The organism is Rhizobium sp. 2MFCol3.1 (genome assembly GCF_000377565.1).
In the GTDB taxonomy this organism is placed as follows: Bacteria; Pseudomonadota; Alphaproteobacteria; order Rhizobiales; family Rhizobiaceae; genus Rhizobium.
This window is the reverse complement of sequence record NZ_KB898374.1, coordinates 48082-70577: the sequence shown is the minus strand read 5'-3', so window position 1 is coordinate 70577 and position 22496 is coordinate 48082. Positions and strand designations below refer to the sequence as shown.

The 22496-nt window shown below is 62.8% G+C and carries 21 protein-coding genes; 11 read left to right on the top strand and 10 right to left on the bottom strand.

Features of this window, described 5'->3' with window-relative positions:
* Positions 1 to 215: 215 nt before the first annotated feature.
* Both gltX and D460_RS0128335 read right to left on the bottom strand, forming a co-directional pair.
* The gene (gene gltX, locus D460_RS0128340; RefSeq protein WP_018901995.1) at positions 216 to 1670 is read right to left on the bottom strand and encodes a glutamate--tRNA ligase; all 1455 of its coding nucleotides are present in this window, start codon (positions 1668 to 1670) and stop codon (positions 216 to 218) included.
* Between the two features lie 243 nt (positions 1671 to 1913).
* Positions 1914 to 3683, bottom strand: coding sequence for an SLC13 family permease (locus D460_RS0128335; RefSeq protein ID WP_018901994.1), 1770 nt, complete (start codon positions 3681 to 3683; stop codon positions 1914 to 1916).
* 198 nt (positions 3684 to 3881) lie between these two features.
* Between D460_RS0128335 and D460_RS0128330 the strand changes: the two genes are divergently transcribed.
* The gene (locus tag D460_RS0128330; protein WP_018901993.1) at positions 3882 to 4142 is read left to right on the top strand and encodes a hypothetical protein; all 261 of its coding nucleotides are present in this window, start codon (positions 3882 to 3884) and stop codon (positions 4140 to 4142) included.
* Positions 4143 to 4316: 174 nt separating this feature from the next.
* On the opposite strand, the gene D460_RS0128320 is transcribed toward D460_RS0128330, so the two are convergent.
* Positions 4317 to 5075, bottom strand: a complete 759-nt coding sequence (locus D460_RS0128320; protein WP_026283632.1) for a DUF4239 domain-containing protein — start codon at positions 5073 to 5075, stop codon at positions 4317 to 4319.
* A gap of 149 nt (positions 5076 to 5224) precedes the next feature.
* Between D460_RS0128320 and D460_RS0128315 the strand changes: the two genes are divergently transcribed.
* On the top strand, positions 5225 to 5773 hold the full coding sequence (locus D460_RS0128315; RefSeq protein WP_026283631.1) for a glutathione peroxidase: 549 nt from the start codon (positions 5225 to 5227) through the stop codon (positions 5771 to 5773).
* A 5-nt stretch (positions 5774 to 5778) separates the two neighbouring features.
* Here the strand turns inward: D460_RS0128315 and D460_RS0128310 are convergent, their stop codons facing one another.
* Positions 5779 to 6609, bottom strand: coding sequence for an AraC family transcriptional regulator (locus tag D460_RS0128310; protein ID WP_018901989.1), 831 nt, complete (start codon positions 6607 to 6609; stop codon positions 5779 to 5781).
* Between the two features lie 92 nt (positions 6610 to 6701).
* Between D460_RS0128310 and D460_RS0128305 the strand changes: the two genes are divergently transcribed.
* Entirely contained in the window at positions 6702 to 7628 is a 927-nt protein-coding gene (locus D460_RS0128305) for a phytanoyl-CoA dioxygenase family protein (protein WP_018901988.1), read from the top strand.
* Between the two features lie 55 nt (positions 7629 to 7683).
* Here D460_RS0128305 and D460_RS0128300 read toward each other — a convergent pair whose 3' ends face one another.
* Together D460_RS0128300 and D460_RS0128295 are read right to left on the bottom strand one after the other, a co-directional pair.
* Positions 7684 to 8448 (bottom strand): TerC family protein, encoded by a 765-nt coding sequence (locus D460_RS0128300; RefSeq protein WP_018901987.1) that lies wholly within the window; start codon positions 8446 to 8448, stop codon positions 7684 to 7686.
* 203 nt (positions 8449 to 8651) lie between these two features.
* Positions 8652 to 9323 (bottom strand): TetR/AcrR family transcriptional regulator, encoded by a 672-nt coding sequence (locus D460_RS0128295; protein ID WP_018901986.1) that lies wholly within the window; start codon positions 9321 to 9323, stop codon positions 8652 to 8654.
* 154 nt (positions 9324 to 9477) lie between these two features.
* On the opposite strand from D460_RS0128295, the gene D460_RS0128290 reads away from it, so the two are divergent.
* The 6 genes from D460_RS0128290 (at position 9478) to xylA (ending at position 17519) form a co-directional block, all read left to right on the top strand.
* The gene (locus tag D460_RS0128290) at positions 9478 to 10665 is read left to right on the top strand and encodes an HlyD family secretion protein (RefSeq protein ID WP_018901985.1); all 1188 of its coding nucleotides are present in this window, start codon (positions 9478 to 9480) and stop codon (positions 10663 to 10665) included.
* Between the two features lie 50 nt (positions 10666 to 10715).
* Positions 10716 to 12308: a DHA2 family efflux MFS transporter permease subunit gene (locus D460_RS0128285; RefSeq protein ID WP_018901984.1), complete on the top strand. Its 1593-nt coding sequence runs from the start codon at positions 10716 to 10718 to the stop codon at positions 12306 to 12308.
* A 142-nt stretch (positions 12309 to 12450) separates the two neighbouring features.
* Positions 12451 to 13404 (top strand): alpha/beta hydrolase, encoded by a 954-nt coding sequence (locus D460_RS0128280; RefSeq protein ID WP_245267827.1) that lies wholly within the window; start codon positions 12451 to 12453, stop codon positions 13402 to 13404.
* Positions 13405 to 13491: 87 nt separating this feature from the next.
* On the top strand, positions 13492 to 14517 hold the full coding sequence (locus D460_RS0128275) for a LacI family DNA-binding transcriptional regulator (protein WP_018901982.1): 1026 nt from the start codon (positions 13492 to 13494) through the stop codon (positions 14515 to 14517).
* Between the two features lie 18 nt (positions 14518 to 14535).
* Positions 14536 to 15990 carry a xylulokinase gene (gene xylB / locus D460_RS0128270; RefSeq protein ID WP_018901981.1) on the top strand — a complete coding sequence of 485 codons (1455 nt, stop codon included), beginning with the start codon at positions 14536 to 14538 and terminating at the stop codon, positions 15988 to 15990.
* A 218-nt stretch (positions 15991 to 16208) separates the two neighbouring features.
* Entirely contained in the window at positions 16209 to 17519 is a 1311-nt protein-coding gene (gene xylA, locus D460_RS0128265) for a xylose isomerase (RefSeq protein ID WP_018901980.1), read from the top strand.
* Between the two features lie 79 nt (positions 17520 to 17598).
* Here the strand turns inward: xylA and D460_RS0128260 are convergent, their stop codons facing one another.
* Positions 17599 to 19200 carry an inorganic phosphate transporter gene (locus D460_RS0128260; protein WP_018901979.1) on the bottom strand — a complete coding sequence of 534 codons (1602 nt, stop codon included), beginning with the start codon at positions 19198 to 19200 and terminating at the stop codon, positions 17599 to 17601.
* A 169-nt stretch (positions 19201 to 19369) separates the two neighbouring features.
* Between D460_RS0128260 and D460_RS0128255 the strand changes: the two genes are divergently transcribed.
* A complete protein-coding gene (locus D460_RS0128255) occupies positions 19370 to 20152 on the top strand; it encodes a TIM barrel protein (RefSeq protein ID WP_026283630.1) in 783 nt (260 codons plus the stop codon).
* Here D460_RS0128255 and D460_RS34035 read toward each other — a convergent pair.
* The 3 genes from D460_RS34035 to D460_RS0128240 are packed head-to-tail and all read right to left on the bottom strand — an operon-like array spanning position 20142 to position 21930.
* Positions 20142 to 20465: an addiction module antidote protein gene (locus D460_RS34035; protein WP_018901977.1), complete on the bottom strand. Its 324-nt coding sequence runs from the start codon at positions 20463 to 20465 to the stop codon at positions 20142 to 20144. The genes D460_RS0128255 and D460_RS34035 overlap by 11 nt on opposite strands.
* A complete protein-coding gene (locus D460_RS0128245) occupies positions 20458 to 20763 on the bottom strand; it encodes a type II toxin-antitoxin system RelE/ParE family toxin (protein ID WP_018901976.1) in 306 nt (101 codons plus the stop codon). Before D460_RS0128245 ends, D460_RS34035 begins: the two co-directional genes overlap by 8 nt.
* 60 nt (positions 20764 to 20823) lie before the next feature.
* Entirely contained in the window at positions 20824 to 21930 is a 1107-nt protein-coding gene (locus D460_RS0128240) for an SDR family oxidoreductase (protein WP_051110844.1), read from the bottom strand.
* A 59-nt stretch (positions 21931 to 21989) separates the two neighbouring features.
* On the opposite strand from D460_RS0128240, the gene D460_RS0128235 reads away from it, so the two are divergent.
* A complete protein-coding gene (locus D460_RS0128235) occupies positions 21990 to 22367 on the top strand; it encodes a helix-turn-helix domain-containing protein (protein ID WP_018901974.1) in 378 nt (125 codons plus the stop codon).
* Positions 22368 to 22496 lie beyond the last annotated feature (129 nt).

The window sequence follows — 22496 nt, the reverse complement described above, 5'->3', positions numbered from 1 at the left end:
TTTCGGGCTGTGTTCGTTGCGGTTACCCCCCTCTGTCCTGCCGGACATCTCCCCCACAAGGGGGGAGATTGGCTGGGCTCACCCGATCGCCTACGCTCATTGTTTGGCGTAGGCCGTACCGCTGGTCGATCTCCCCACTTGTGGGGGAGATGCCCGGCAGGGCAGAGGGGGGTACTTCAGAATGCCGACGTCAACGCCGGCGCTTTCTTGTCAAATTATTTCGGTCCCACCAGCGAGGCCACGGCCTGGGCGGCCAGTTTCAGGCGCTGGCGGACGACCGAGCGGCCGAGGATGGCCATACTGTCAAACAGCGGCAGCGAGCGCGACGAGCCGGAGACGGCGACGAAGAGCGGGGCGACCATGACCTTGAGCTTCTTGCCCATGCGGTCGCCGATGGCGCGCAGTTCGGCTTCGATGGATTCGACGTTCCACTCGAGGATCTTTTCCAGATCCGGCTGCACCGTGTTCAGGATCTCGAGGATCTCTTCCGGTGGCGACTTGATCTTGGCGAAGGCGGACGGATCGAGGTTGAGGTCCGACTTCAGGAGGAAGCCCATCAGCTCCGGCAGTTCGCCGAGCTTGGAGATGCGCGACTGCGACAGCGCCATGCCGGCCTTCAGGCGGTCGTTTTCCATCGCCCAGGTGAGAACGCGGCTCTGGAACTCTTCTTCCGACATCTTCTCGCGAATCCACCGGCCGTTCAGCCAGTCGAGCTTCTGGATGTCGAAGATGGCGCCGGCCTTGGAGAGGTTTTCCGGGTCGAACTTGCCGGCCAGTTCCTCGATGTCGAGCAGTTCCTCGCCTTCGGCGATCTGCACGAAGAATAGGCCGAGGAAGTTCATCAGCGCTTCCGGGATATAGCCGAGCGCAGAGTAGTAAGAGATCGAGGTCGGGTTCTTGCGCTTCGACAGCTTCGACTTGTCGGCATTGCGCATCAGCGAGAGATGCATGAAGACAGGCTGTTCCCACTCGAAATAGCGATAGAGCAGTATGTGCTTCGGCACCGACGCCAGCCACTCCTCGCCGCGGGCGACGTGGGTGATCTTCATCAGATGGTCGTCGATGACGTTTGCCATGTGATAGGTCGGCATGCCGTCGCCCTTGATCAGGACCTGCATGTCGACCGAATCCCACGGGATCGAGACGTCGCCGTAGACGCCGTCGGTGAAGTCGCAGGAGCCCTCGGTCGGGATCTTCATGCGGATGACGGAGCTTTCGCCGGATGCCAGCTTGGCGGAGACTTCCTCGGCGGAGTACTTCAGGCAGAGACCGTCATACTTCGGCGGCTTGCCGGAGGCGCGCTGGGCCTCGCGCATTTCGGTCAGGCGCTCGGGCGTGCAGAAGCAGCGGAAGGCATGGCCCTTGTCCAGCAGTTCCTGGGCGTAGGGCTGGTACATCTCCTTGCGGTCGGACTGGCGGTAGGGGCCGTAGGGGCCGCCGATATCGGGGCCTTCCGACCATTCCAGGCCGCACCACTTCAGCGCGTCGAGCACCTTGGTTTCGAATTCGGGCGTCGAGCGCGTGGCATCGGTGTCTTCGATACGCAGGATGAACTCGCCGCCGTGCTTCTTGGCGAAGAGATAGTTGAAGAGTGCGATGTATGCGGTGCCGACATGCGGCTCGCCGGTTGGCGAGGGAGCAATGCGGACGCGGACGCCGGAAGCTGTCATTTTATGTGCCCGTCAAATAAATGCCGGACGGCTTTCTGAGGGAAAGCAACGCTCGGCCTGAAGAATGCAGATAACTGGATCAGGAAACCGGCCGGAAAAGGGCATTTCGCCCGCTTGCCCGGCCAATTGTCCGTTTGGCTGGCTTTAAGGCCATATTCGGCTGCACACGTCAAGGAAAATGCCGCCCGCGCCGTCGGTTGCGCTAGTTCGGCACGCCCATCCGGTCAAGTGTCAGGTGCCTTCTTAAGTTACTGGCCAGACCCATAACAGCAGCGGCACGCTGACGAGGATGATCAGGAAGGAGAGCGGCAAGCCGAGGCGGGGGTAATCGCTGAAGCGATAGCCGCCGGGGCCGAAGACCAGCGTGTTGCACTGGTGGCCGATCGGGGTCAGGAAATCGCAGCCGGCACCGATCGCCACCGCCATCAAGAAGGCGTCGGGCTTGTAGCCGAGCGTCTGGGCGAAGCTCGCGGCAATGGGCGCCATGACGAGCACGGTGGCGGCGTTGTTGAGGAAAGGCGTGACGGCCATCGCGGTGATCAGGATCAGCGCCAGCGCGCCGTAATGCGGCATCTGGGCAGCGAGATGGCCGAGCCAGCCGGCGATCAGCTCGCTTCCGCCGGTGGTCCTCAACGTGTCGGAAACGGGGATGAGCGTCGCAAGCATGATCAGGATCGGGGCGTCGAGCGCCTTGTAGACATCGACCAGCGGGATGACGCGGAAGACGACCATGGCGAGCGCCGCGCAGAAGAAAGAGGTAGCGACGGGCACGACGCCGGTCGCGGTCGCGGCCATGGCGGCGAGCAGGATCAGGAGCGGCAGATAGGCGCGGCGCGAGGTGCCGAGCATGATGTCACGCTGGGCAAGCGGCAGGCAGGCGAACTCCTGCAGGAAGGCAGGAAGGTTGCGGCGGTTGCCCTGCAACACCAGCACGTCGCCGGCGCGCAGCCTCACTTCGCTCAGGCGCTCGTTCAGCCGGTGGCCCTTGCGGGAGACGGCGAGAAGGTTGACGCTGCGGCGGTTCGAGAGCGATAGCTGCCGCGCCGACCAGCCGACCAGTTGCGATTCCGAGGCGACGATCGCCTCGATCGAGATTAGGTCGTTGCGCTCGGCGGGATCGGCGATCGGCTTGCCGGAGAGTTTCAGCTTGGCATTGGAGACGATGCGGTCGAGCGCGTCGGGGCTTCCCTCCAGCAGCAACGTGTCGCCGTTCCTGAGTTCCACATCGGGGAAGGGCGAGAGGCGGGTGTGGCCGCGCAGGATGGCGGTCGCCACGGCGTCGCCGTCGCCGAGTTTGATGAGATCACTGAGCGGCTTGCCCTCGACGGTCGATTCCTCGGCCACCGTGGCTTCGGAGAAGTAGGCCTTGGCGTCGAGCGCTTCCTCGAGGGACGGGTTTTCGTTCTTTCTTTCAGGCACCAGCCAGTGAAAGAAGATCAGGAAGACGACGCCAACCAGCGCCAGCGTGGCGCCGACCGGGGTGAAGTCGAACATGGTGAAGGGCGTGCCGGTGATCTCGCCGCGTAGGCGCGAGACGACGATGTTGGGCGAGGTGCCGATCTGCGTCATCAACCCGCCGAGCAGGGCCGCGAAGCTCATCGGCATCAGATAGAGCGAGGGCGACTTGCCGCTCTTGCGGGCGAACTGGAAGGCGACGGGGATCATGATCGCCAGCGCGCCGATGTTCTTAATGAAGGCGGAGAGGACGGCGACGACGATCAGCAGCAGCGCGAGCTGGGTGTGCAGCGTATCGAGATTGGGGAAGAAGCGCTTGATCGCGGTATCGACGATGCCCGAGCGGGCGACGCCGGCGCTGACGACGAGTGCGCTGCCGACGATGATGACGATATCGTCACTAAAGCCGGAGAAGGCCTTATCGAAGGGCACGAGGCCGACGGCGATCGCCAGCACCAGCGCGCAGCAGGCCACGAGATCGTAGCGAAAGCGGTCCCAGATGAAGACCGCCATCATCAGGCCAATGACGCCGAAGGCGAGAATCTGCTGTGTTGTCATGCGTTTCCGGGAACTGGATCGGAAGCCGGGAGATTTCCCGGCCTTCGCGGATAACTGTGCCGCGCGCGATGTACTTCAATGGCTTAGGGCGGGCAAAATTCATGCGGCGCGCAGCCGCCGGGTATCGCTCGCATTGAGATTTCGGTCGCGGCCGGTATATGGACGGTGATGGGCGGATGACGCCGCCGAGGAGTGAGCATGGGCAATGAGACGCGTAAGGGCGCAGCTAGCAACAAGCGTCCGGATGAGAAGGCGCCCGATACGCTCGCGCTCCTGAAGGCGATCGCGGACAGCCCGCGACGCGACAACTCCAGCTATCACGACGCCATGGCGCAGGCGCGCCAGGCATTCGAGGCGGCGGAAGCGGCCATCGGCGGTCCCGTCAGGGTCAAGACCAAGATCAAGACCAAGCGCAACGGCGACTATGTCGTGAAGTGGACCTTCAAGCCGGCTAAGTGATTGCCGTCAGGCCGATCCGGGCGTGAAGCCGAAATAATAGACCACGGCCATGACCACGGCGACGGTGAAGATGATGGCGACAAACCGCGTCATGCCGCGGCGGGCTTTCTTTTCTGTGCTCTTCATACGGACCAAACAGATCGAGCAGCGATATGGTTCCGCATCTGGTTGTCGTCAGCGCTGAAGTTCGGCCAGCGCCCGGCGCAGCGGCAGGTCGGAAATCTGGATGAGCCCGTTGAAGGGGATGTCCATGTCGAGCACCAGATAGATCGAGGCGGAGATCAGGAAGGCGGCGATGACGAACATCGAGACGACGATGATGTTTTTCGGTGCGCGATAGCCGAAGCTCGCGAAGATCAGGATCAGCCATGTCGCGAGCATGGCAATCAGCGGCCTCGGGATGACGCCTTCGGATTGCTCGACGAGAACCCAGCGCTGCTCGACGATCCGCTGGTACTGCTGGCGGGCATTGTTCAGGAGCGCGATATGGCCCGGATCGTCGGGGGTGAGCAGGGACAGGCTGTTGCCCACTTCATTCAGGGCGAACTCGGCGGCCGGGTCGCCCTTGACCAGCGGGTCGCTGGATGGGGGCACGTTGCCGAGCGCGATTTCGACATAGGTGGAAAGCCTGTGCTTGGTTTCATTGGCCTCCAGTCCGTAGGTTCGAAGCGTCTGGTCGAAGAGGATGATCTCGGTGGCGAAGGCGTGGACGTTGCTGTCGATGCCCTCGAAGGTATTCTTCGCCGAATTGATCATCAGACTGAAGACCAGCGAGGTCATGACCACGAAGATGTTGGCCACCAGCCGCACGACGGCATTGGTCTCTTCCTGCCGGTGGTGGCTCGGCAGCTTGTGATAGCTGAGCATGGTGCCGATAGAGGCGGCGATCAGGCAGGCGCAGATAAAGGCTGCCAAAAACACTTCCCGAGACATCCAGATCCTCCCGCCCGATCCTCTGCATGGGGCCGCGCCTTTCCGTCCAGACTAGATGGTTTGGGCGATTTTGCCAGCGGGCGATTTCCGCGCTGGACAAACGGGCGCGCGGGTATAGCTTCCGCGTCGGTATTTCATGTTGGAGATTGATGATGACCGATATCTTGAGCGTGCCGGTAAAGCTCGCCGATGGCCGCGAGACCACGCTGAACGAATACAAGGGCAAGGTCGTGCTTGTCGTCAACGTCGCCTCGAAATGCGGGCTGACGGCGCAGTATGAAGGGCTGGAGAAGCTTTATGAGGACAAGCGCGAACGCGGCTTCGTGATCGCCGCCTTTCCGGCCAACAACTTCAAGGGCCAGGAGCCGGGCACCGACGCCGAGATCGTCGAGTTCTGCACGCTGACCTATGACGTGAAGTTTCCGATCTTCTCGAAGATCTCGGTCAAGGGCGACGACCAGCATCCGCTCTACAAGCTGCTGACGGGCATGGACCTGCCGACGACGGGCGAGGGCCCGATGCGTGAGAAGCTGGTCGATCGTGGTCTCGCGGAAGCCGGCGACAAGGGCGTTCTCTGGAATTTCGAGAAGTTCCTGGTCGACCGCGACGGCAAGGTCGTCGCCCGCTTCGCACCTGACGTGACCGCCGACGACCAGCGGCTGGTACAGGCGATCGACAAGGAACTGGCGGCCGGTTGATCTGATCAGGCGCGACGGTGCCGGCGACGAAATTCGCTCGGCGAGCACCGTTCGCGATCCTGGAACAGCCGTGAGAAATAAAAGGCGTCGTCGAGACCGATCGCGCGCGAGATCGCCTCGATCGAAAGGTCTGACGTCGTCAGAAGCTGCTTGGCATGATCGATGCGCAGGCGCAGCTGGAAGGCCTTGGGCGAGAGCCCGGTCGCGGCCGCGAAGCGGCGGCGCAGCGTCGCCGGCGACAGGCCGAATTCCGAGGCGAGGGCGGTCATGTCAACCGGCTCGAACGCCCGCTGCTCCAGCGCTTCCACCACCTTTTCGATTGTCGCGTCCGTCTTGGCGCCTGCCGTCGCGCGGGATGCCTGGCGGGCCGCCTCGATGACGATCCGGTAAAGCGTCGCGGCCGACGCGGCGAGGCCGAGCGAATTGTCTTCCGCGAACTCGTCCTGCAGCGTGGTGAAGAGATGCCGCATCTCGCGTGGGTTTTCGAGCGGCACCATCGGCGCTGCCTCGTCGATCAGGCGCTGGCGGAGCCATTCGTCGGCGAGGGTGCCTGAAAACAGCGCCCAGCGCTCGTCCCAGCTTTCGCCCGGATCGGGGCCATACCCGTGCATCATTCCAGCAGGGAGCCAGAAGAGCGCCGGACCCGATATCTCGATCGTTCCTGCCTTGTCGCTCTGCAGCCAACCGTGCCCGCGTTCCACCATCACGACGGCATGTGTCGGCAACCGACGGTTCTTGAGCCGGCTGGTGACGCGCTGGCGGCCGAAGCCTGTGACGGCCAAGCTCGTGGCGCCTGATGGAGGCGAGCGATAGAGCGCGATTGTGGCGTCGCTCATGAGCGAAAAGTCCAGCCCGTTCTTCCGTCCATGGTCTTCCTCCTCGGTGCAGGCGATAAGGGACTACGATATTCGCTTGGGAGGTGATCGAAATGTCAAGTCTTGCTGTTCAATCCCGTGACGCGCCGGCGGTCGAGCTGTTCGCCGACGGCAAGCGCCTGTCCACCGCGCCGAACCGGATGGGGAGGCTGGAGGCGACGGATCCCGGTATCGGGCTTGAAGCGATCCGCGAGCGCTACGAGCGGGACGGCTATGTCTGGCTTAAAGGGTTCCTGAAACGGGATGACGTGCTGACGTTTCGCGGCTTTGTGTTCTCACACCTGGCGCGGTCCGGCCTGATCGAGGCGGGGTCCGATCCGGCACTCGGGCTGGTATCTGGCGCCGAGCCCGAGAAGCAGTTGGCCGATCGCATCCTGATGGCGCTGGTGCGCTCGGCGGCTTACGAGGGGTTTTGCGCGCAGCCTCGGTTGACGCGGTTCATGGACCAGTTGCTTTCCGGCATCTCCTATCTGCATAAGCGCAAGATCATGCGCTTCACCCGCCCCGGCACGCCGACGGCGACACCGGCGCACTACGATCTCGTCTATCTGCGCGGCGGAACGAGCCGGATCGTCACGGCCTGGATCCCGCTCGGCGATACGCCTGTCGACATGGGCGGGCTGGTCTATCTCGAGGGCTCGCATGCGATCGGCAAGCGGATGGAGGAGGCGTTTGCGGAAAAGAGCGTTGAGTTGAGCGCGGAAGAGCGGATCAGCGCCTATAACAGGAACATGAGCGAGGGCGGCTGGGTGTCGAAGGATCTGCCTGATATGGCCGAGCGCTTCGATACGCGCTGGCTGATCGCCGATTACGAGGCGGGCGACGTGGTTCTGCACAGCCCCTACATGATCCATGCCTCGACCACCAATCGCAGCGCCGAGGGCCGGATCCGGCTTTCGACCGATATCCGCTACCAGAATGTCGAGGACGAGATCGATGCGCGCTGGGCGAACCACTGGACGCTCGGCGACATGCTCTGACAGATGGCATTGATGCGAAACGGGCGCGGCCTGATGGTCGCGCCCGTTTTGTTTTTTAGTGCAGGGTGTTCTGCTTGTTTGCCTCGCGCTTTCGCTTCTTGGCGTTGCGGGCCAGCATGTTGAGCACCTCGACGAGGGCAGAGAAGGCCATGGCGGCGTAGACGTAGCCCTTGGGGACGTGGAAGCCCATGCCTTCGGCGATCAGCGTCGTGCCGATCATCATCAGGAAGCCGAGCGCCAGCATGACGATGGTCGGGTTCTTCTCGATGAAGTTGGCAAGCGGCGTCGCGGCAACCAGCATGACCGTGACGGCGGCGACAACCGCGATCACCATGATCGGCAGGTGCGGCGTCATGCCGACGGCGGTGATGATGCTGTCGACGGAGAAGACGAGGTCGAGCACCAGGATCTGGCCGATGACGGCGGTGAAGCTCGCGACGACGGCAGCGGATGCCGCATCGTTCTCATGGTCGACAGGGTCCACCGTGTGGTGGATTTCCTTGGTCGCCTTCCAGAGCAGGAAGAGACCGCCGGCGATCAGGATCATGTCCTTCCACGAGAAGCCGTGGCCGAAGACTTCGAAGACCGGCGTCGTCAACTTGACGATCCAGGCGACGGTGCCGAGCAGCGCCAGGCGCATGATCAGAGCCAGACCGATGCCGAGCTTGCGGGCCTTTTCGCGGGTTTCAGGTGGAAGCTTGTTGGTGAGGATGGAAATGAAGATGAGATTGTCGATCCCGAGGACCACTTCCATCACCACCAGGGTGACGAGGGCCACCCAGGCGGCCGGGTCCTGCACGAGCATCATGATGTCTTGCATCTATGTATATCCCTTTGCGCCACATTAGCGGTCGCTCGAATGTAATCGCGCGCCTTTGCTTAGCAAGTAGGTCTTGCCAGCCAAGTCTTGGAAAGCGCGCAAGGGAGTATACGAAAGCCGACGGGATTTTATTCCGCGATGTTTATATGCAAATCGTCGTTTGCGGGGACCGCTCCTGTGCCGGAACGGTCCTAATACTGGGGTCAGCCTTTGCTCGCGACGCCGTAGGTCGCCATAAACATGCGCACGGCGCCATTGATGACGCGCTCGGCTTCCTGTTTCGACGGCGGCTTTTCCATGCTGCCGAACAGGCGGAACTTGAAGAAGCTGCCGCTGGAGAGATCGAGGAACTGGGCGGCGGCGAGATCGATGTCGGAAATATCCAGCTTGCCCGCCTCGACATAGCGCACGAGATAATCGCGCAGGATGGTGCGCAGGTTTTCCGGGCCGTTGAAGAAGCGCTGACAGAGCGCCGGCATGCGATCGCGGACACCGAGCACGGTGCGCATGGCGCTGATGACCTTTTCGTCGGTCAGGTGGGCGATGAAATCCATGCCGAAATCATGGAGGCCGGTTTCCACGTCCTCGCGCTCGGCAAGCGTGGTGCGCATCGCGGCAACGAAGGCGGCGCGTTCGCTCTCGATCATCGCGGCGAACAGCTCTTCCTTGTTGGCGAAGTATACGTAGAGCGTACCCTTCGAAACGCCGGCCTCGCGCGTGATGTCGTTCATGCTGGCGGCGTCGAAGCCGTACTTCATGAACGCGCGGCGGGCACCGTCGAGAATTTGTTTGCGTTTTGCGGGATCTTCACCCGCTGCCCATCTGCCTCCTGCAGATGTCGATTCCTCCACGGACACGTCGGAAAAGTCTGTCATAGCTCCTTAACCATATTCGCACATGCGAATGTTTCGTTAACAAAATCGAACCGGGTGGTTCGATACATCTTGATATGAACGTAAAAAGGCTCTATGTCAACTAAACCGAACCGTTCAGTTCGATCAGTTTTACTCGATTTACCGGTATTCTCTCATGTCGTCTAGCCAGAACGCCAATGTCACCAGGATTGTCAGCAAGCCTGCCGAAGGTGAGGCCCAGGAAGCAGTCACCGCGGAAGCTCCGCGTACGCCGCAGACCGTGGCCGCCCCGGTCGAGACGGCACCTGAGCAGAAGAAAAAGAAGCGCAGCCCCGTGCTGCCGATCCTTGGGCTCGCCCTTCTCGCCGGCGCTGCCTATTTCGGCTACCAGTGGTTCACGGTTGGTCGCTTCATGATCTCGACCGATGACGCCTATATCGAAGGCGACATCGCCACGATCTCTCCGAAGGTCACCGGCTATGTCGCCAAGGTGAACGTCGTCGCCAACCAGCAGGTCAAGGTCGGCGATACGCTGGCAACGCTCGACGACGGCGACTACAAGCTGGCGCTGGAGCAGGCGCAGGCATCGCTCGACACCGAGAAGCTGTCGCTGCAGCGTATCGACGCGCAGATCGCCGGCGGCGAGGCGAGCCTCGACCAGGCCAAGGCGCAGAAGGTTGCGCTCGATGCCACTGTTCGCGGCGCACAGATCACCCAGACCCGCGCCAGCGAGTTGCAGGCGAAGTCGGTCGGTACCACCGCATCGCTCGATACCGCCAACATCGCGCTCGACCAGGCAAAGGCCAATCTCGTCGGCGGTGACGCCGCGATCGCATCGGCCGAAGCCAATGTGACGCTGCTGCACGCACAGCGCCGCGAAGCCGAAGGCACGATCCGTCAGCTCGAACTTGCCCGCGACAAGGCCGCGCGCGACCTGTCCTTCACGGTTCTCAAGGCGCCTTATGACGGCGTCGTCGGCAACCGCTCGGTTCAGGAAGGCGATCTGGTTTCGCCCGGCCAGCGCCTGATGGCGCTCGTTCCGGTCCGCCAGCTCTATATCGACGCGAACTTCAAGGAAACGCAGATCCAGCATCTGGTTCCCGGCTCCAAGGTCAATGTCCATGTCGACGCCTATGACGATCACGCGATCGTCGGCACGGTGGAATCGATCTCGCCGGCATCGGGCTCGGTGTTCTCGCTACTGCCGCCTGAAAACGCGACGGGCAACTTCACCAAGATCATCCAGCGCGTACCGGTTCGCATCGCCCTGCCGCAGGACGCGCTCGACACGGGTCGCCTGCGCGCCGGCCTCAGCGTCGTTGTCGACGTCGACACGCGCACGGCGCCGGATGCCGCCAAGTAAGGCGCTTCGCGCTTAACTTGGCCCGTAATATCGTCTGACGAGGTAGGCCGATGGCCGCGAGCACAACAGCAGGATCGATGCCGGCCGCGCCGGCAGCCGACACCATGGACCCCCGCAAACTCATCGCGTTCTTCGCGATGGTGGTGGGCATGTTCATGTCCATCCTGGACATTCAGATCGTGTCGGCGTCGCTGGCCGAAATCCAGGCCGGCCTCAGCGCCGGCACGGATGAAATCGGCTGGGTGCAGACGTCGTACCTGATCGCGGAAGTCATCATGATTCCGCTGTCGGGTACGCTCGCGCGCATCATCTCGACGCGCTATCTGTTCGCCTTCTCGGCGGCCGGCTTCACGGCTGCGAGCGCGCTTTGCGCCACCGCGACGAATATCGACCAGATGATCGTCTATCGTGCGATCCAGGGCTTCATCGGCGGCGGCATGATCCCGTCGGTGTTTGCGGCTGCCTTCACCATCTTTCCGCCGTCCAAGCGCAGCATCGTCTCGCCGATCATCGGCCTGATCGCGACGCTGGCGCCGACCATCGGCCCGACGGTCGGCGGCTATCTCAGCCATGCCTTCTCCTGGCACTGGCTGTTCCTCGTCAACATCATTCCCGGCATCATCGTCACGATCGTGACCTGGAACTTCATCGATTTCGACAAGCCGGAATTCTCGCTCTTCAAGAAGTTCGACTGGTGGGGCCTGGTCTCGATGGGCGTTTTCCTCGGCGCGCTGGAATATGTGCTCGAAGAGGGCAACTCGAACGACTGGTTCAACGACCGCAACATCCTTCTCGGCGCGATCGCATCGGCCATCGGCTGCGTGATCTTCTTCTATCGCGCCTTCAAGGTGGACTTCCCCGTCGTCGATCTCAGGGCCTTCAGCAACCGAAACTTCGCGGTCGGCTCGCTGTTTTCGTTCGTGATGGGTATCGGTCTCTACGGCCTGACCTATATCTACCCGCTCTATCTCGGACGCATTCGCGGCTACGATTCGCTGATGATCGGCGAAACCATGTTCGTCTCCGGTCTCGCCATGTTCTTCACCGCGCCGATCGCCGGCAAGCTGTCGACCAAGATGGACCTGCGCATGATGATGGTGCTCGGCTTCGCGAGCTTTGCCGCCGGCACCTGGATCATGACCGGCGTGACCACGGATTGGGACTTCTACGAGCTCTTCATCCCGCAGATCCTGCGCGGTTTCGGCCTGATGATGTGCATGGTGCCGATCAACAATATCGCGCTCGGCACGATGCCGCCGGCGCGTATGCGCGGCGCTTCGGGTCTCTTCAACCTGACGCGTAACCTCGGTGGCGCCGTCGGTCTCGCGGTCATCAATACCGTGCTGACGAACCGCCAGGACGTGCACTACCAGCGCATCCGCGAGCATCTCGACTGGGGCAACCCTGTCGCGACCGACCAGATCAACAATATGACGTCGAAGTTCGACACCTATGGCATGGATGGCGCGGCCGTCGCGATCAAGCAGATGGTCGGGATGGTGACCAAGCAGGCGATGGTGATGTCGTTCAGCGATATCTTCGTCATCCTCACCGGACTTTTCGTGGCGATGATCCTCGGCATCGTGCTGATCGACAAGCCGGCGCCGCCGCAAGGCGGTGGCGGGGGTGGCGGCGGCCACTGACGGTTCACGACAGCATTGACGAATTCTGGCGCCGGCTTGGGAAACCAAAGCCGGCGTTTTCGCGTATCTACAGCGATATCATCGGGATCGACCGCGCTTCATGTTCAAAGCTTCCGCCAGATTCGTTGCACTTCTCACCTTTATGCTGTCCGTTGCCGTGAACCATGTGTTCGCAGCCAGTCCGTTCGCCGATGAGACGCGTATCGATGTCGGCGGCTACAAGATGAACAGCCTCTATCTCAAGGCGCGGCGGCCGGATCTGCCGCCGATCGTGTTCATCCATGGCGCAAGCGCCAATCTCCACGATCCGGTGTTTTCGTTTCGCGACCGGCTGGAGGGGCGTGCCGATCTTCTGTTCGTCGATCGGCCCGGCCACGGGCGCTCGGATCGCGGCGATCAGGAAAATGCGTTTCCCGACGGGCAGGCCGATGCAATCGCTGATGTCATGACGAAACGCGGTATCAAGAAGGCGATCATCGTCAGCCATTCGTTCGGAGGCGCGGTGGCGGCGAGCTTCGCGCTCAGGCATCCCGACCGGGTACTCGGTCTCGTCTTTCTATCGCCTGCCGTCTACCCGTGGCCGGGCGGAATTGCCTGGTATTACGATGCCGCGAAGGTGCCGGTGACCGGCGCGCTGTTCAGCACCATCGTCGTGCCGCCTGTGGGGCTTGCGATGATAGACAGCGCCACGCGCTCGGTTTTCGCGCCCAATCCTCGGCCGCCCGGCTACATCAAAGAGACGCGGGCGCTGCAGGCGCTTGGGCCGAAGGCTTTCCGCGACAACGCCATCGATGTCGCCAATCTGCTGGAGTGGACGAAGCGCAATTCACAGCACTTCGGCCGCATCCATGCGCCGACGGTGATCATCTCCGGCGATACCGACAGCGTCGTCTCGCCTGATATCCACGCGCGCCATCTTGCCCGCGCCATTAAGGGCGCAAGGCTGCTGATGATCCATAACATGGGCCACAAGTCGGATTACGTCGCGCGGGATGTCGCGGTGGCGGCGATCGAAAGCGTCGCCGGCAGGCCGCGTGATTTGAAGCGTTTGTCGCGCAGGCTCGAAGCTGAAATCGCCAAGGACCACGAAAAATAGCAGTCATTTCAATACGCAGAACGCGTCGCCGAAAAATCTGATTTACGTACATCAAAAATGGCGTTAAAGGTCTCGTCAGGAGGAGCGATGAGACCTACGGTTCACGATATTGCCGCAGCTGCGGGCGTCAGCCTTGCGACTGTCGATCGGGTGCTGAACCAGCGCCCGGGCGTCCGGCACGTGACGCGGGAGAAGGTCGAAACCGCCATTCGCGAGATCGGTTATGTGCGCGACGTCGCCGCCGCCAATCTCGCGAAGGGGCGGACTTATTCGTTTGTGTTCATCGTTCCCGCCAGCGACAATTCCTTCATGCACGGGCTGAACGCCGAGGTGATGGCCGCCGTGGCGCGCTCGCCGGTGGAGCGCACCGATATCCGCACCTTGGAGGTTCCGGCCTTCGATCCCACGGCCCTTGCCGCGGCACTCGATACGCTGCGTATCGAGCGTCCCGCAGGCGTGGCGCTCGTCGCGACCGATGCGCCCGAGGTGCGTGATGCCGTCGACCGGCTGGTGCAGGACGGCATTCCCGTCGTCACCGTCGTCTCCGATCTCACCGGTTCGCAGCGCCATCATTATGCCGGCGTCGACAATATCGCGGCCGGCCGCACGGCTGCGCGGTTGCTCGGCCGTTTTCTCGGCGGTGCCAAGGGTGACGTCGCGGTTCTCGCCGGCTCAATGCTGGTGCGCGACCATCGCGAGCGGCTGGAGGGCTTCGCGGCTGTCATGGCCGAGGAGTTTCCCGGTCTCTCCATCCTGCCCGTCATCGAAGGGCGCGACGATCCTGACATGGCGCATATGCTGGTTTCTGATGCGCTGTCGAAGCGCGACGGCATCATCGGCGTCTACAGCCTCGGCGCCGGCAATCGCGGCCTGATCCGGGCGCTGAAGGAGAAATCCGTCGACCGGGCGCTGACCGTCATCGCGCACGAACTGACTGATCATACCCGCACGGCGCTTCTCGACGGTACGATCGACGCAATTTTGAACCAGGATGCGGGCCACGAGGTGCGCAGCGCCATCCGCGTGTTGAAGGCCAAGGCCGACGGGCTCTCGGTGATCGACGCGCAGGAGCGCATCCGTCTCGATATCTTTCTGAAAGACAATCTGCCGTAACGGCAAAGGGAGAAACACATGTATCTGGGTCTCGATCTCGGAACCTCCGGCGTCAAAGCGATGCTGATCGATGGCGATCAGAAGATCATCGGCTCGGCCAATGGTTCGCTCGATGTCTCGCGTCCGCATCACGGCTGGTCGGAGCAGGAGCCCTCGCACTGGGTGCGGGCGACCGAGGAGGCGATCGCTGGGCTGAAGGCGAAGCACCCGAAGGAGCTTGCCGCGGTCAAGGGCATCGGCCTTTCCGGCCAGATGCACGGCGCGACGCTGCTCGATGCCGGCGACAAGGTGCTGCGCCCCTGCATTCTCTGGAACGACACGCGCAGCTATATCGAGGCGGCGGCGCTCGATGCCGATCCGAAGTTCCGCAAGCTCACCGGCAACATCGTCTTCCCCGGCTTCACCGCGCCGAAGCTCGCCTGGGTCGCCAAGCACGAGCCGGAGATTTTCGCCAAGGTCGCCAAGGTGCTCTTGCCGAAGGATTATCTGCGCCTGTGGCTGACCGGCGAGCACATTTCCGAAATGTCGGATTCGGCCGGCACGTCCTGGCTCGATACCGGCAAGCGCAAGTGGTCGTCCGAGCTCCTGGCCGCGACCGGTCTCGATGAGAAGCACATGCCAACGCTGGTCGAAGGCACGGAAGAGGGCGGCAAGCTGCGCGGCGAGCTCGCCTCGCAGTGGGGCATCACGGGTTCCGTCGTCGTTGCCGGCGGGGCAGGCGACAATGCGGCATCCGCCTGCGGCATGGGCACCGTCAGCCATGGCGCGGCCTTCGTCTCGCTCGGCACATCGGGCGTGCTCTTCGCCGCCAACGGCTCCTATCTTCCGAAGCCCGAGAGCGCCGTTCACGCCTTCTGCCACGCGCTGCCCAATACCTGGCACCAGATGGGCGTCATTCTCTCGGCGACCGACGCGCTGAACTGGCATTCGCATGTGACGTCGAAGTCGGCGGCGGAGCTGACCGCCGAACTCGGCGAAACGCTGAAGGCGCCCTCCGGCGTCACCTTCCTTCCCTATCTCTCCGGCGAGCGCACGCCGCACAACGACGCCGTCATCCGCGGCGCCTTCATCGGGCTCGAGCATGAGAGCAGCCGCGTGGTGCTGACCCAGGCGGTGCTCGAAGGCGTATCCTTCGCGATCCGCGACAATCTTGAGGCGTTGCGCTCGGCCGGCACCGATATTTCCCGCGTCACCGCCATCGGCGGCGGCTCGCGCTCGCGCTACTGGCTGGCCTCGATCGCCACAGCACTCGGCGTCCCCGTCGACCTGCCCGCCGACGGCGACTTCGGCGCCGCCTTCGGTGCGGCGCGGCTTGGGCTGATCGCGGCGACCGGGGCTGATCCTGTGGCTGTGTGCACGCCGCCGGAAACGGATGGGACGATCGAGCCTGATGCTGCGCTGAGCGGGGCGTATGAGGAGGCTTATGGCCGGTATCGTGCGCTTTATCCGGCGATCAAGGCTTTGGCGCATTGAGAGAAAATTCACTGGGAGGTGTCGTAAGACCCCTCCCCAACCCCTCCCCACAAGGGGGAGGGGCTTCGTGCCCCGCGCGCCCGCCTTCCGAGGTGAGGGGCGGTGCCTCCAGCTTTCTCCCCCCTTGTGGGGGAGATGCCGGCAGGCAGAGGGGGTCTTGAGCCGCAGGCCACACGGAACACCATCACTATCGAACCACACCCAAGGAGGAGTACCCCATGAGCACCGGATTTTTCGGCGATATTCAGAAAATCAAATACGAAGGCCCGGACAGCACCAATCCGCTGGCCTTCCGCTATTACCAGCCGGACGAGATCGTTCTCGGCAAGCGGATGGAAGACCATCTGCGTTTCGCCGTCGCCTACTGGCACACGTTCACATGGCCGGGCGGTGACCCCTTTGGTGGGCAGACGTTCCTGCGTCCGTGGTTCGAAGACACGATGGAGGCTGCGAAGCTTAAAGCCGATGTTGCCTTCGAATTCTTCTCGCTGCTCGGCGCACCCTATTATTGCTTCCACGACGCCGACGTGCGCCCCGAAGGCAAGAACTTCGCCGAAAACACCAAGAACCTGAACGAGATCGTCGATTACTTCGCGGAGAAGCAGGCTGCCACCGGCACCAAGCTGCTCTGGGGCACGGCGAACCTCTTCTCCAACCGCCGCTTCATGTCGGGTGCCGCAACCAATCCCGACCCCGATGTCTTCGCCTTCTCCGCCGCGACCGTGAAGACCTGCATGGACGCCACGATGAAGCTCGGCGGCGAGAACTACGTTCTGTGGGGCGGGCGTGAGGGCTATGAGACGCTGCTCAACACCGACCTCAAGCGCGAGCTCGACCAGATGGGCCGCTTCCTCAACCTCGTGGTCGAGTACAAGCACAAGATCGGCTTCAAGGGCCAGATCCTCATCGAGCCGAAGCCGCAGGAGCCCACCAAGCACCAGTACGACTACGACGTCGCCACGGTCTACGGCTTCCTGAAGAAGAACGGCCTCGAAAACGAAGTGAAGCTCAACATCGAGCAGGGCCACGCGATCCTCGCCGGCCATTCCTTCGAGCACGAGCTGGCGCTCGCCAACGCGCTCGGCATCTTCGGCTCGATCGACATGAACCGCAACGACTACCAGTCCGGCTGGGATACCGACCAGTTCCCGAACAACGTTCCCGAGATGGCGCTCGCCTACTACCAGGTTCTGGCAGGCGGCGGCTTCACCTCCGGCGGCACCAACTTCGACGCCAAGCTGCGCCGCCAGTCGCTCGATCCGGCAGACCTTCTGATCGGTCACATCGGCGGCATGGATTGCTGCGCCCGTGGTCTGAAGGCTGCCGCCAAGATGATCGAGGACAAGGCGCTGTCGCAGCCGCTCGCCAACCGCTATGCCGGCTGGGATTCGGCCGAAAGCCAGAAGATGCTGCGCGGCGAATATTCGCTGGAGCAGATCGCGGCACGCGTCGAGAGCCAGGACATCAACCCGCAGCCGAAGTCTGGCCAGCAGGAACTGCTCGAAAACGTAGTCAACCGCTACGTCTGATCGGTAGTGGATTGCTGAAACAGAAAGGCCGGGGAGCATTCGCTTCCCGGCTTTTTCAATTGCGCTATCGGCTCACGCCTCAGAACACCTGGCGCAGGATGATGAAGAGCACGAAGGCGATGGCGATCGAGGCGGGCAGCGTCAGGATCCAGGCCATCAGCATGTTTCGCACCGTCGACCATTGCAGGCCGGAACCGTTCGCGGCCATCGTGCCGGCAACGCCCGATGACAGCACGTGGGTGGTCGAAACCGGCAGGCCGAGATGGTCGGCGGCGCCGATGGTGACCATGGCGACGACTTCGGCGGCTGCCCCCTGGCCATAGGTCAGGTGGGTCTTGCCGATCTTTTCGCCGACGGTGATGACGATGCGCTTCCAGCCGACCATGGTGCCGAGGCCGAGCGCGATGGCGACGGCGATCTTGACCCAGAGCGGGATGAACTTGGTCGCGTTGTCGACCGCCTTGTGATAGGCGCTCACCGCCTGCAGATCGGCCGGCTCCATGGTAAGCAGCTTCTGCTTGTCGATCAGCTTCAGAGCTTCGCCGATCAGGTAGATGTCGTTGCGGACGTTGCTGACCAGATGCGTCGGCACGGCCTCCAGCGTCGGGAAGGCGGCGACTTCGGCGCTCGTGGCGTGGATGAACTGCTGAAGCGCCGGCGTCGTTGCGTCCGTCCAGACCTTGTTCTTCACGGCGTTGCTCACCTCGACGCGGAAATCGCCGGCGGCAGCACCCGGCTTAACATATTTGCCGAGCGCGGTTTCCACCTGGGCGGACGCGCTCTTGTAGGCTTCGAGATAGTTGACGTCAGGGGTGCGGTTGAGCGCGAAGGCGGTGGGGACGAGGCCGATCAGGATGAGCATGATCAGGCCCATGCCCTTCTGCCCGTCGTTCGACCCGTGGGCGAAGCTGACGCCGGTGCAGGTGAAAATCAAAAGGCCACGGATCCAGAGCGGCGGCGGGTTGTTGCCCTTCGGCTCTTCGTAGAGCGCCTTGTTGCGCACCAGCAACTTCATGACCAGAAGCAGGACGGCGGAGAGGCCGAAGCCGATCAGTGGCGAGATCAGCAGCGACAGGCCGATATTGGTCGCCTGCGACCAGTCTACGCCGCTGGTGGCGCTGCCCGCCGGCGCCAGGAACTGGTTGGCGAGGCCCACGCCGATGATTGAGCCGACCAGCGTGTGCGAGCTCGAGGACGGCAGGCCGAGATACCAGGTGCCGAGGTTCCAGAGGATGGCGGCAATCAGCAGCGCGAAGACCATGGCGAGGCCGGAGCCGGAGCCGACCTGCAGGATGAGCTCGACCGGAAGCAGCGCCAGGATGCCGAAGGCGACCGCGCCGCTCGACATCATGACGCCGAGGAAATTGAAGAAGCCCGACCAGATGACGGCGAGTTCGGCCGGCATGGAGCGGGTGTAGATGACAGTGGCTACGGCGTTGGCGGTGTCGTGGAAACCGTTGACGAACTCGAAGCCGAGCGCAATCAGAAGCGCCAGGCCGAGCATGATCCAGGGAACGGCGGCAACGCTGGTGAGGTCGCGCCCGAGCGCGTAACCGACATAGCCGAGACCGGCGACAAGCAGGAGGATGATGACGGGAAGGAACCACTTTTTCGAAGCCGACCCGTGCAGCGGGTGGTTCTCGTGATCCCGGTGAATAGTCTCGTTGGTGATGTCAGCCATCTCAGTTCCTCTCTCAGAAGCCGTCCCTTCGAGTTATGCCTGCTGCGTGAACCTCTCATGACAATCGTCAATTCCATGTGCCGGCATGGCACGCGATGTCGCATTGCGGCTGACCGCGATCTCGGCTCTATTGCGAACAGAAATCAGCATGCATGATCGGGAGGATCACATGAACTTGCCTTTCCAACTTGCCGCCTGCGCCGAGATGATCTGGCGCGACCGACCGATCGAGTGGCGGGCCAGTCGCCTGAAGGAGATGGGCTTCGGTGTCGGGCTGTGGAACTGGCCGGAGCATGATCTCGCCAAGCTCGAGGCGACGGGCGCCACCTTCACCATCATGAACGGTTACCTCACCGGGCGGCTGACGGATGACGAGGGGGCGGCGGAGCTCTTGAAGACGGCGCGCGAGACGGCCAAGGTCGGCAAGCGGCTCGGCGTGCAGCGTCTCAACCTGCACGGAACCGGGCTTGGCGAAGGCGGCCTGCCGGTGCAGCCAATCGAGGTCGTGACCGGTGAGATGTGGCTGAAGGCGCGCGATACGCTCGCCCGCATCGTCGACATGGCGGAAGAAGAGAACGTGGTCTTCACGCTCGAAAACCTCAACCTTGATGTCGATCATCCGGGCGTCCCCTTCGGCCGCGCGGAGGACACCTTGGCACTGGTCTCGAGCATCGACCACCCGCGCCTGCGGCTCAATCTCGACCTCTATCATGCTCAGATCGGCGAGGGGAACCTGATCGAACTCTGCCGCAAGAGCCTGCCATGGATCGGCGAAATCCAGGTCGCCGACGTCCCCGGCCGCATGGAGCCGGGAACGGGTGAGGTCAACTGGAAGGGTATCGCGCGGGCGCTGAAGGCCATGGGCTATCAAGGGCCTGTTGGCATGGAGGCGTTCGCATCGGGTAATCCCGAGACGGCGCTTGCGGCGTTTCGCGAGGCGTTTACGGTTTAGCGGCGGCCTTTGCCTCTTGATCGGCGCGCGTCGGCACTTTTGCCGTCAGGCCGATGCCGAGCGCCTTCATGACGGATAGCGTCGTCTTCAGCGTCGGGTTGCCCTCGGCGCTGAAGGAACGATAGAGCTGCTCACGGGAGAGCCCAGTCTCACTGGCGATCTGGGGCATGCCCTTGGCGCGCGCTACGACGCCCAGCGCATGGGCGATATAGCCGGCGTCCTCGGTCTCGAACGCTTCTTCTATGAAGACGGCAATTGCTTCGTCCGATGTCAGGTCATCGGCCGGATCGTAGTGGGTGAATTTCTCAGCCATTGTTTTCATTCCATTCGCTGAACAGCCGTTTTGCCTCTGCGATATCACGCTTCTGGCTGCCTTTGTCGCCACCGCAAAGCAGGATGATCAGCGTCTTGCCATCCTGTCTGAAGTAGATGCGGTAACCTGGTCCGTAATGTATCCTCAGTTCGCTGATCCCGTCCCCGACCGGAGCGGCATCGCCGGCATGTCCAAAAGCCAGCCTATCCAGCCGTGAAGCGATCAACGCCCTGGCGCGCTCGTCTTTCAAGCGCGCCCGCCATTTTCGAAAGGTCTCGGACTGCCGCAGCTCGAACATGAGGCAATGTAGTTTTAGAACTACAATCCGTCAATGATCCGCGTTTGGCGAAGGCGGAGCCTACGGAATCAACCGGTCGGCCCGCAGCTGCTTGAACAGGTCGAAGAACGCGTCGTCGGTGGGCTGATAATCGAGGAAGCCCATGCGGCGGCTTTTCGACATGTCGGTGACCACCTCGATCGGCCGGCCGAGATCGGCGTCGGTGTGCCAGGGTGAGGACAGGCGGTTGAGATCCGGTTCGGCGAGGTTATGGCGCCTGGCGATCTCGCGCCAGAAGTCGGCGTCGTCGGCCATCTGCTGTTCCAGCGGACGGACCACGCCGTCGAAGGCTGCGGGTTCGATGCCGAACCACTCAGCGATCCGACCCCACATCCAACTCCAGCGGAAGACGTCGCCGTTGACGACGTTGAAGCCGTGGTTGGCGGCGGCTGGCGTCGTCGATGCCCATTCGATGTGGCGGGCGAGCAGGCGTGCGTCGGTCATGTCGGTGAGGCTGTCCCACTGCGCGGCAACGCCGGGGAAGCGGAAGGGGCGGCCGGTTTCCTTGCAGATGCTGGCATAGACGGCGAGCGTGGTGCCCATGTTCATGGCGTTGCCCACCGCCTTGCCGACGATGGTGTGCGGACGGTGAACGCTCCAGGTGAAGCCGTCGCGGGCAGCCGCCGCGAAGACCTCGTCTTCCTGTGCGTAATAGAAGTTATCGATGTCGAGACGGCCCTGCTCCTCGCGAAACGGCGTCTGCGGCAGGCTGCCCTTGCCATAGGCTTCGAAGGGGCCAAGATAGTGCTTGAGGCCGGTGACGAGCGCGACGTGGCGCACCGAGCCCGAGCGCCTGACGGCATCGAGCAGATTGCGGACCATGGCCGAATTCACGCGGATGTTCTCCGCTTCCGTCGGCTGCCGCAGCCAGGTGGAGATGACGATGTGCGTGGGGGCGACATCGGCAAGCACCGATTTCAGCGATGCGGGATCGAGCAGGTCGGCGGCAAGCGGCTGCACGCCGGGTGCTGCTTGCGGCTTGCGCGCGAGGCCGAAGACCTGCCAGCCCTTGCCACTCAGAAGTTCCGCCGTTGCGCTGCCGACGATGCCGCTTGCGCCTGCGATCAATGCCTTGTTCAAATGCCTGTCTCCTGATGTCCATCCGGGTGTTTTTCCGGATGTAGCCATTTCGATCGTTTGTCGCTAGAAGGCACCCATTCGAGACATAGACACCCTGAGGTAACCACATGCGAGCCGGCTCACCTGATCACGAATGGCGCGAGGATTGCGCGCCGCGCCGCGTGCTGGAGATCTTTTCCAGCAAGTGGACGAGCATGATCCTGCATGTGCTGGACACGCGGCTTGACGGCTGCGCGCGCACCGGCGTGCTGCAGCGTAGCCTTCCCGGCATATCGAAGAAGATGCTCACGCAGACGCTGCGCGACATGGAGGCGGACGGGCTGGTGACGCGCCGGGTCTTTGGCACGGTGCCGCCCGCCGTGGATTACACGCTGACGACGCTCGGCAAGCGGTTCGTGGAGCCGATCGAACTGCTCTATGGCTGGGGGCGGGCCAATGCGGATGCGCTCGACAGCCTGGCTGAGCGGCGGGCGGAGAAGGACTGAATCTGTCCTCGCCGCGCATGGGCGCGTCCGCGCTCTATACCAACATATAGGGCATTTCATACCTCGGTTGCCTGTCGGTCCGTCGGGGCTCGCGTTAGCTTTCAGGGTGAGCTTCGCGCTCCCTTGCAA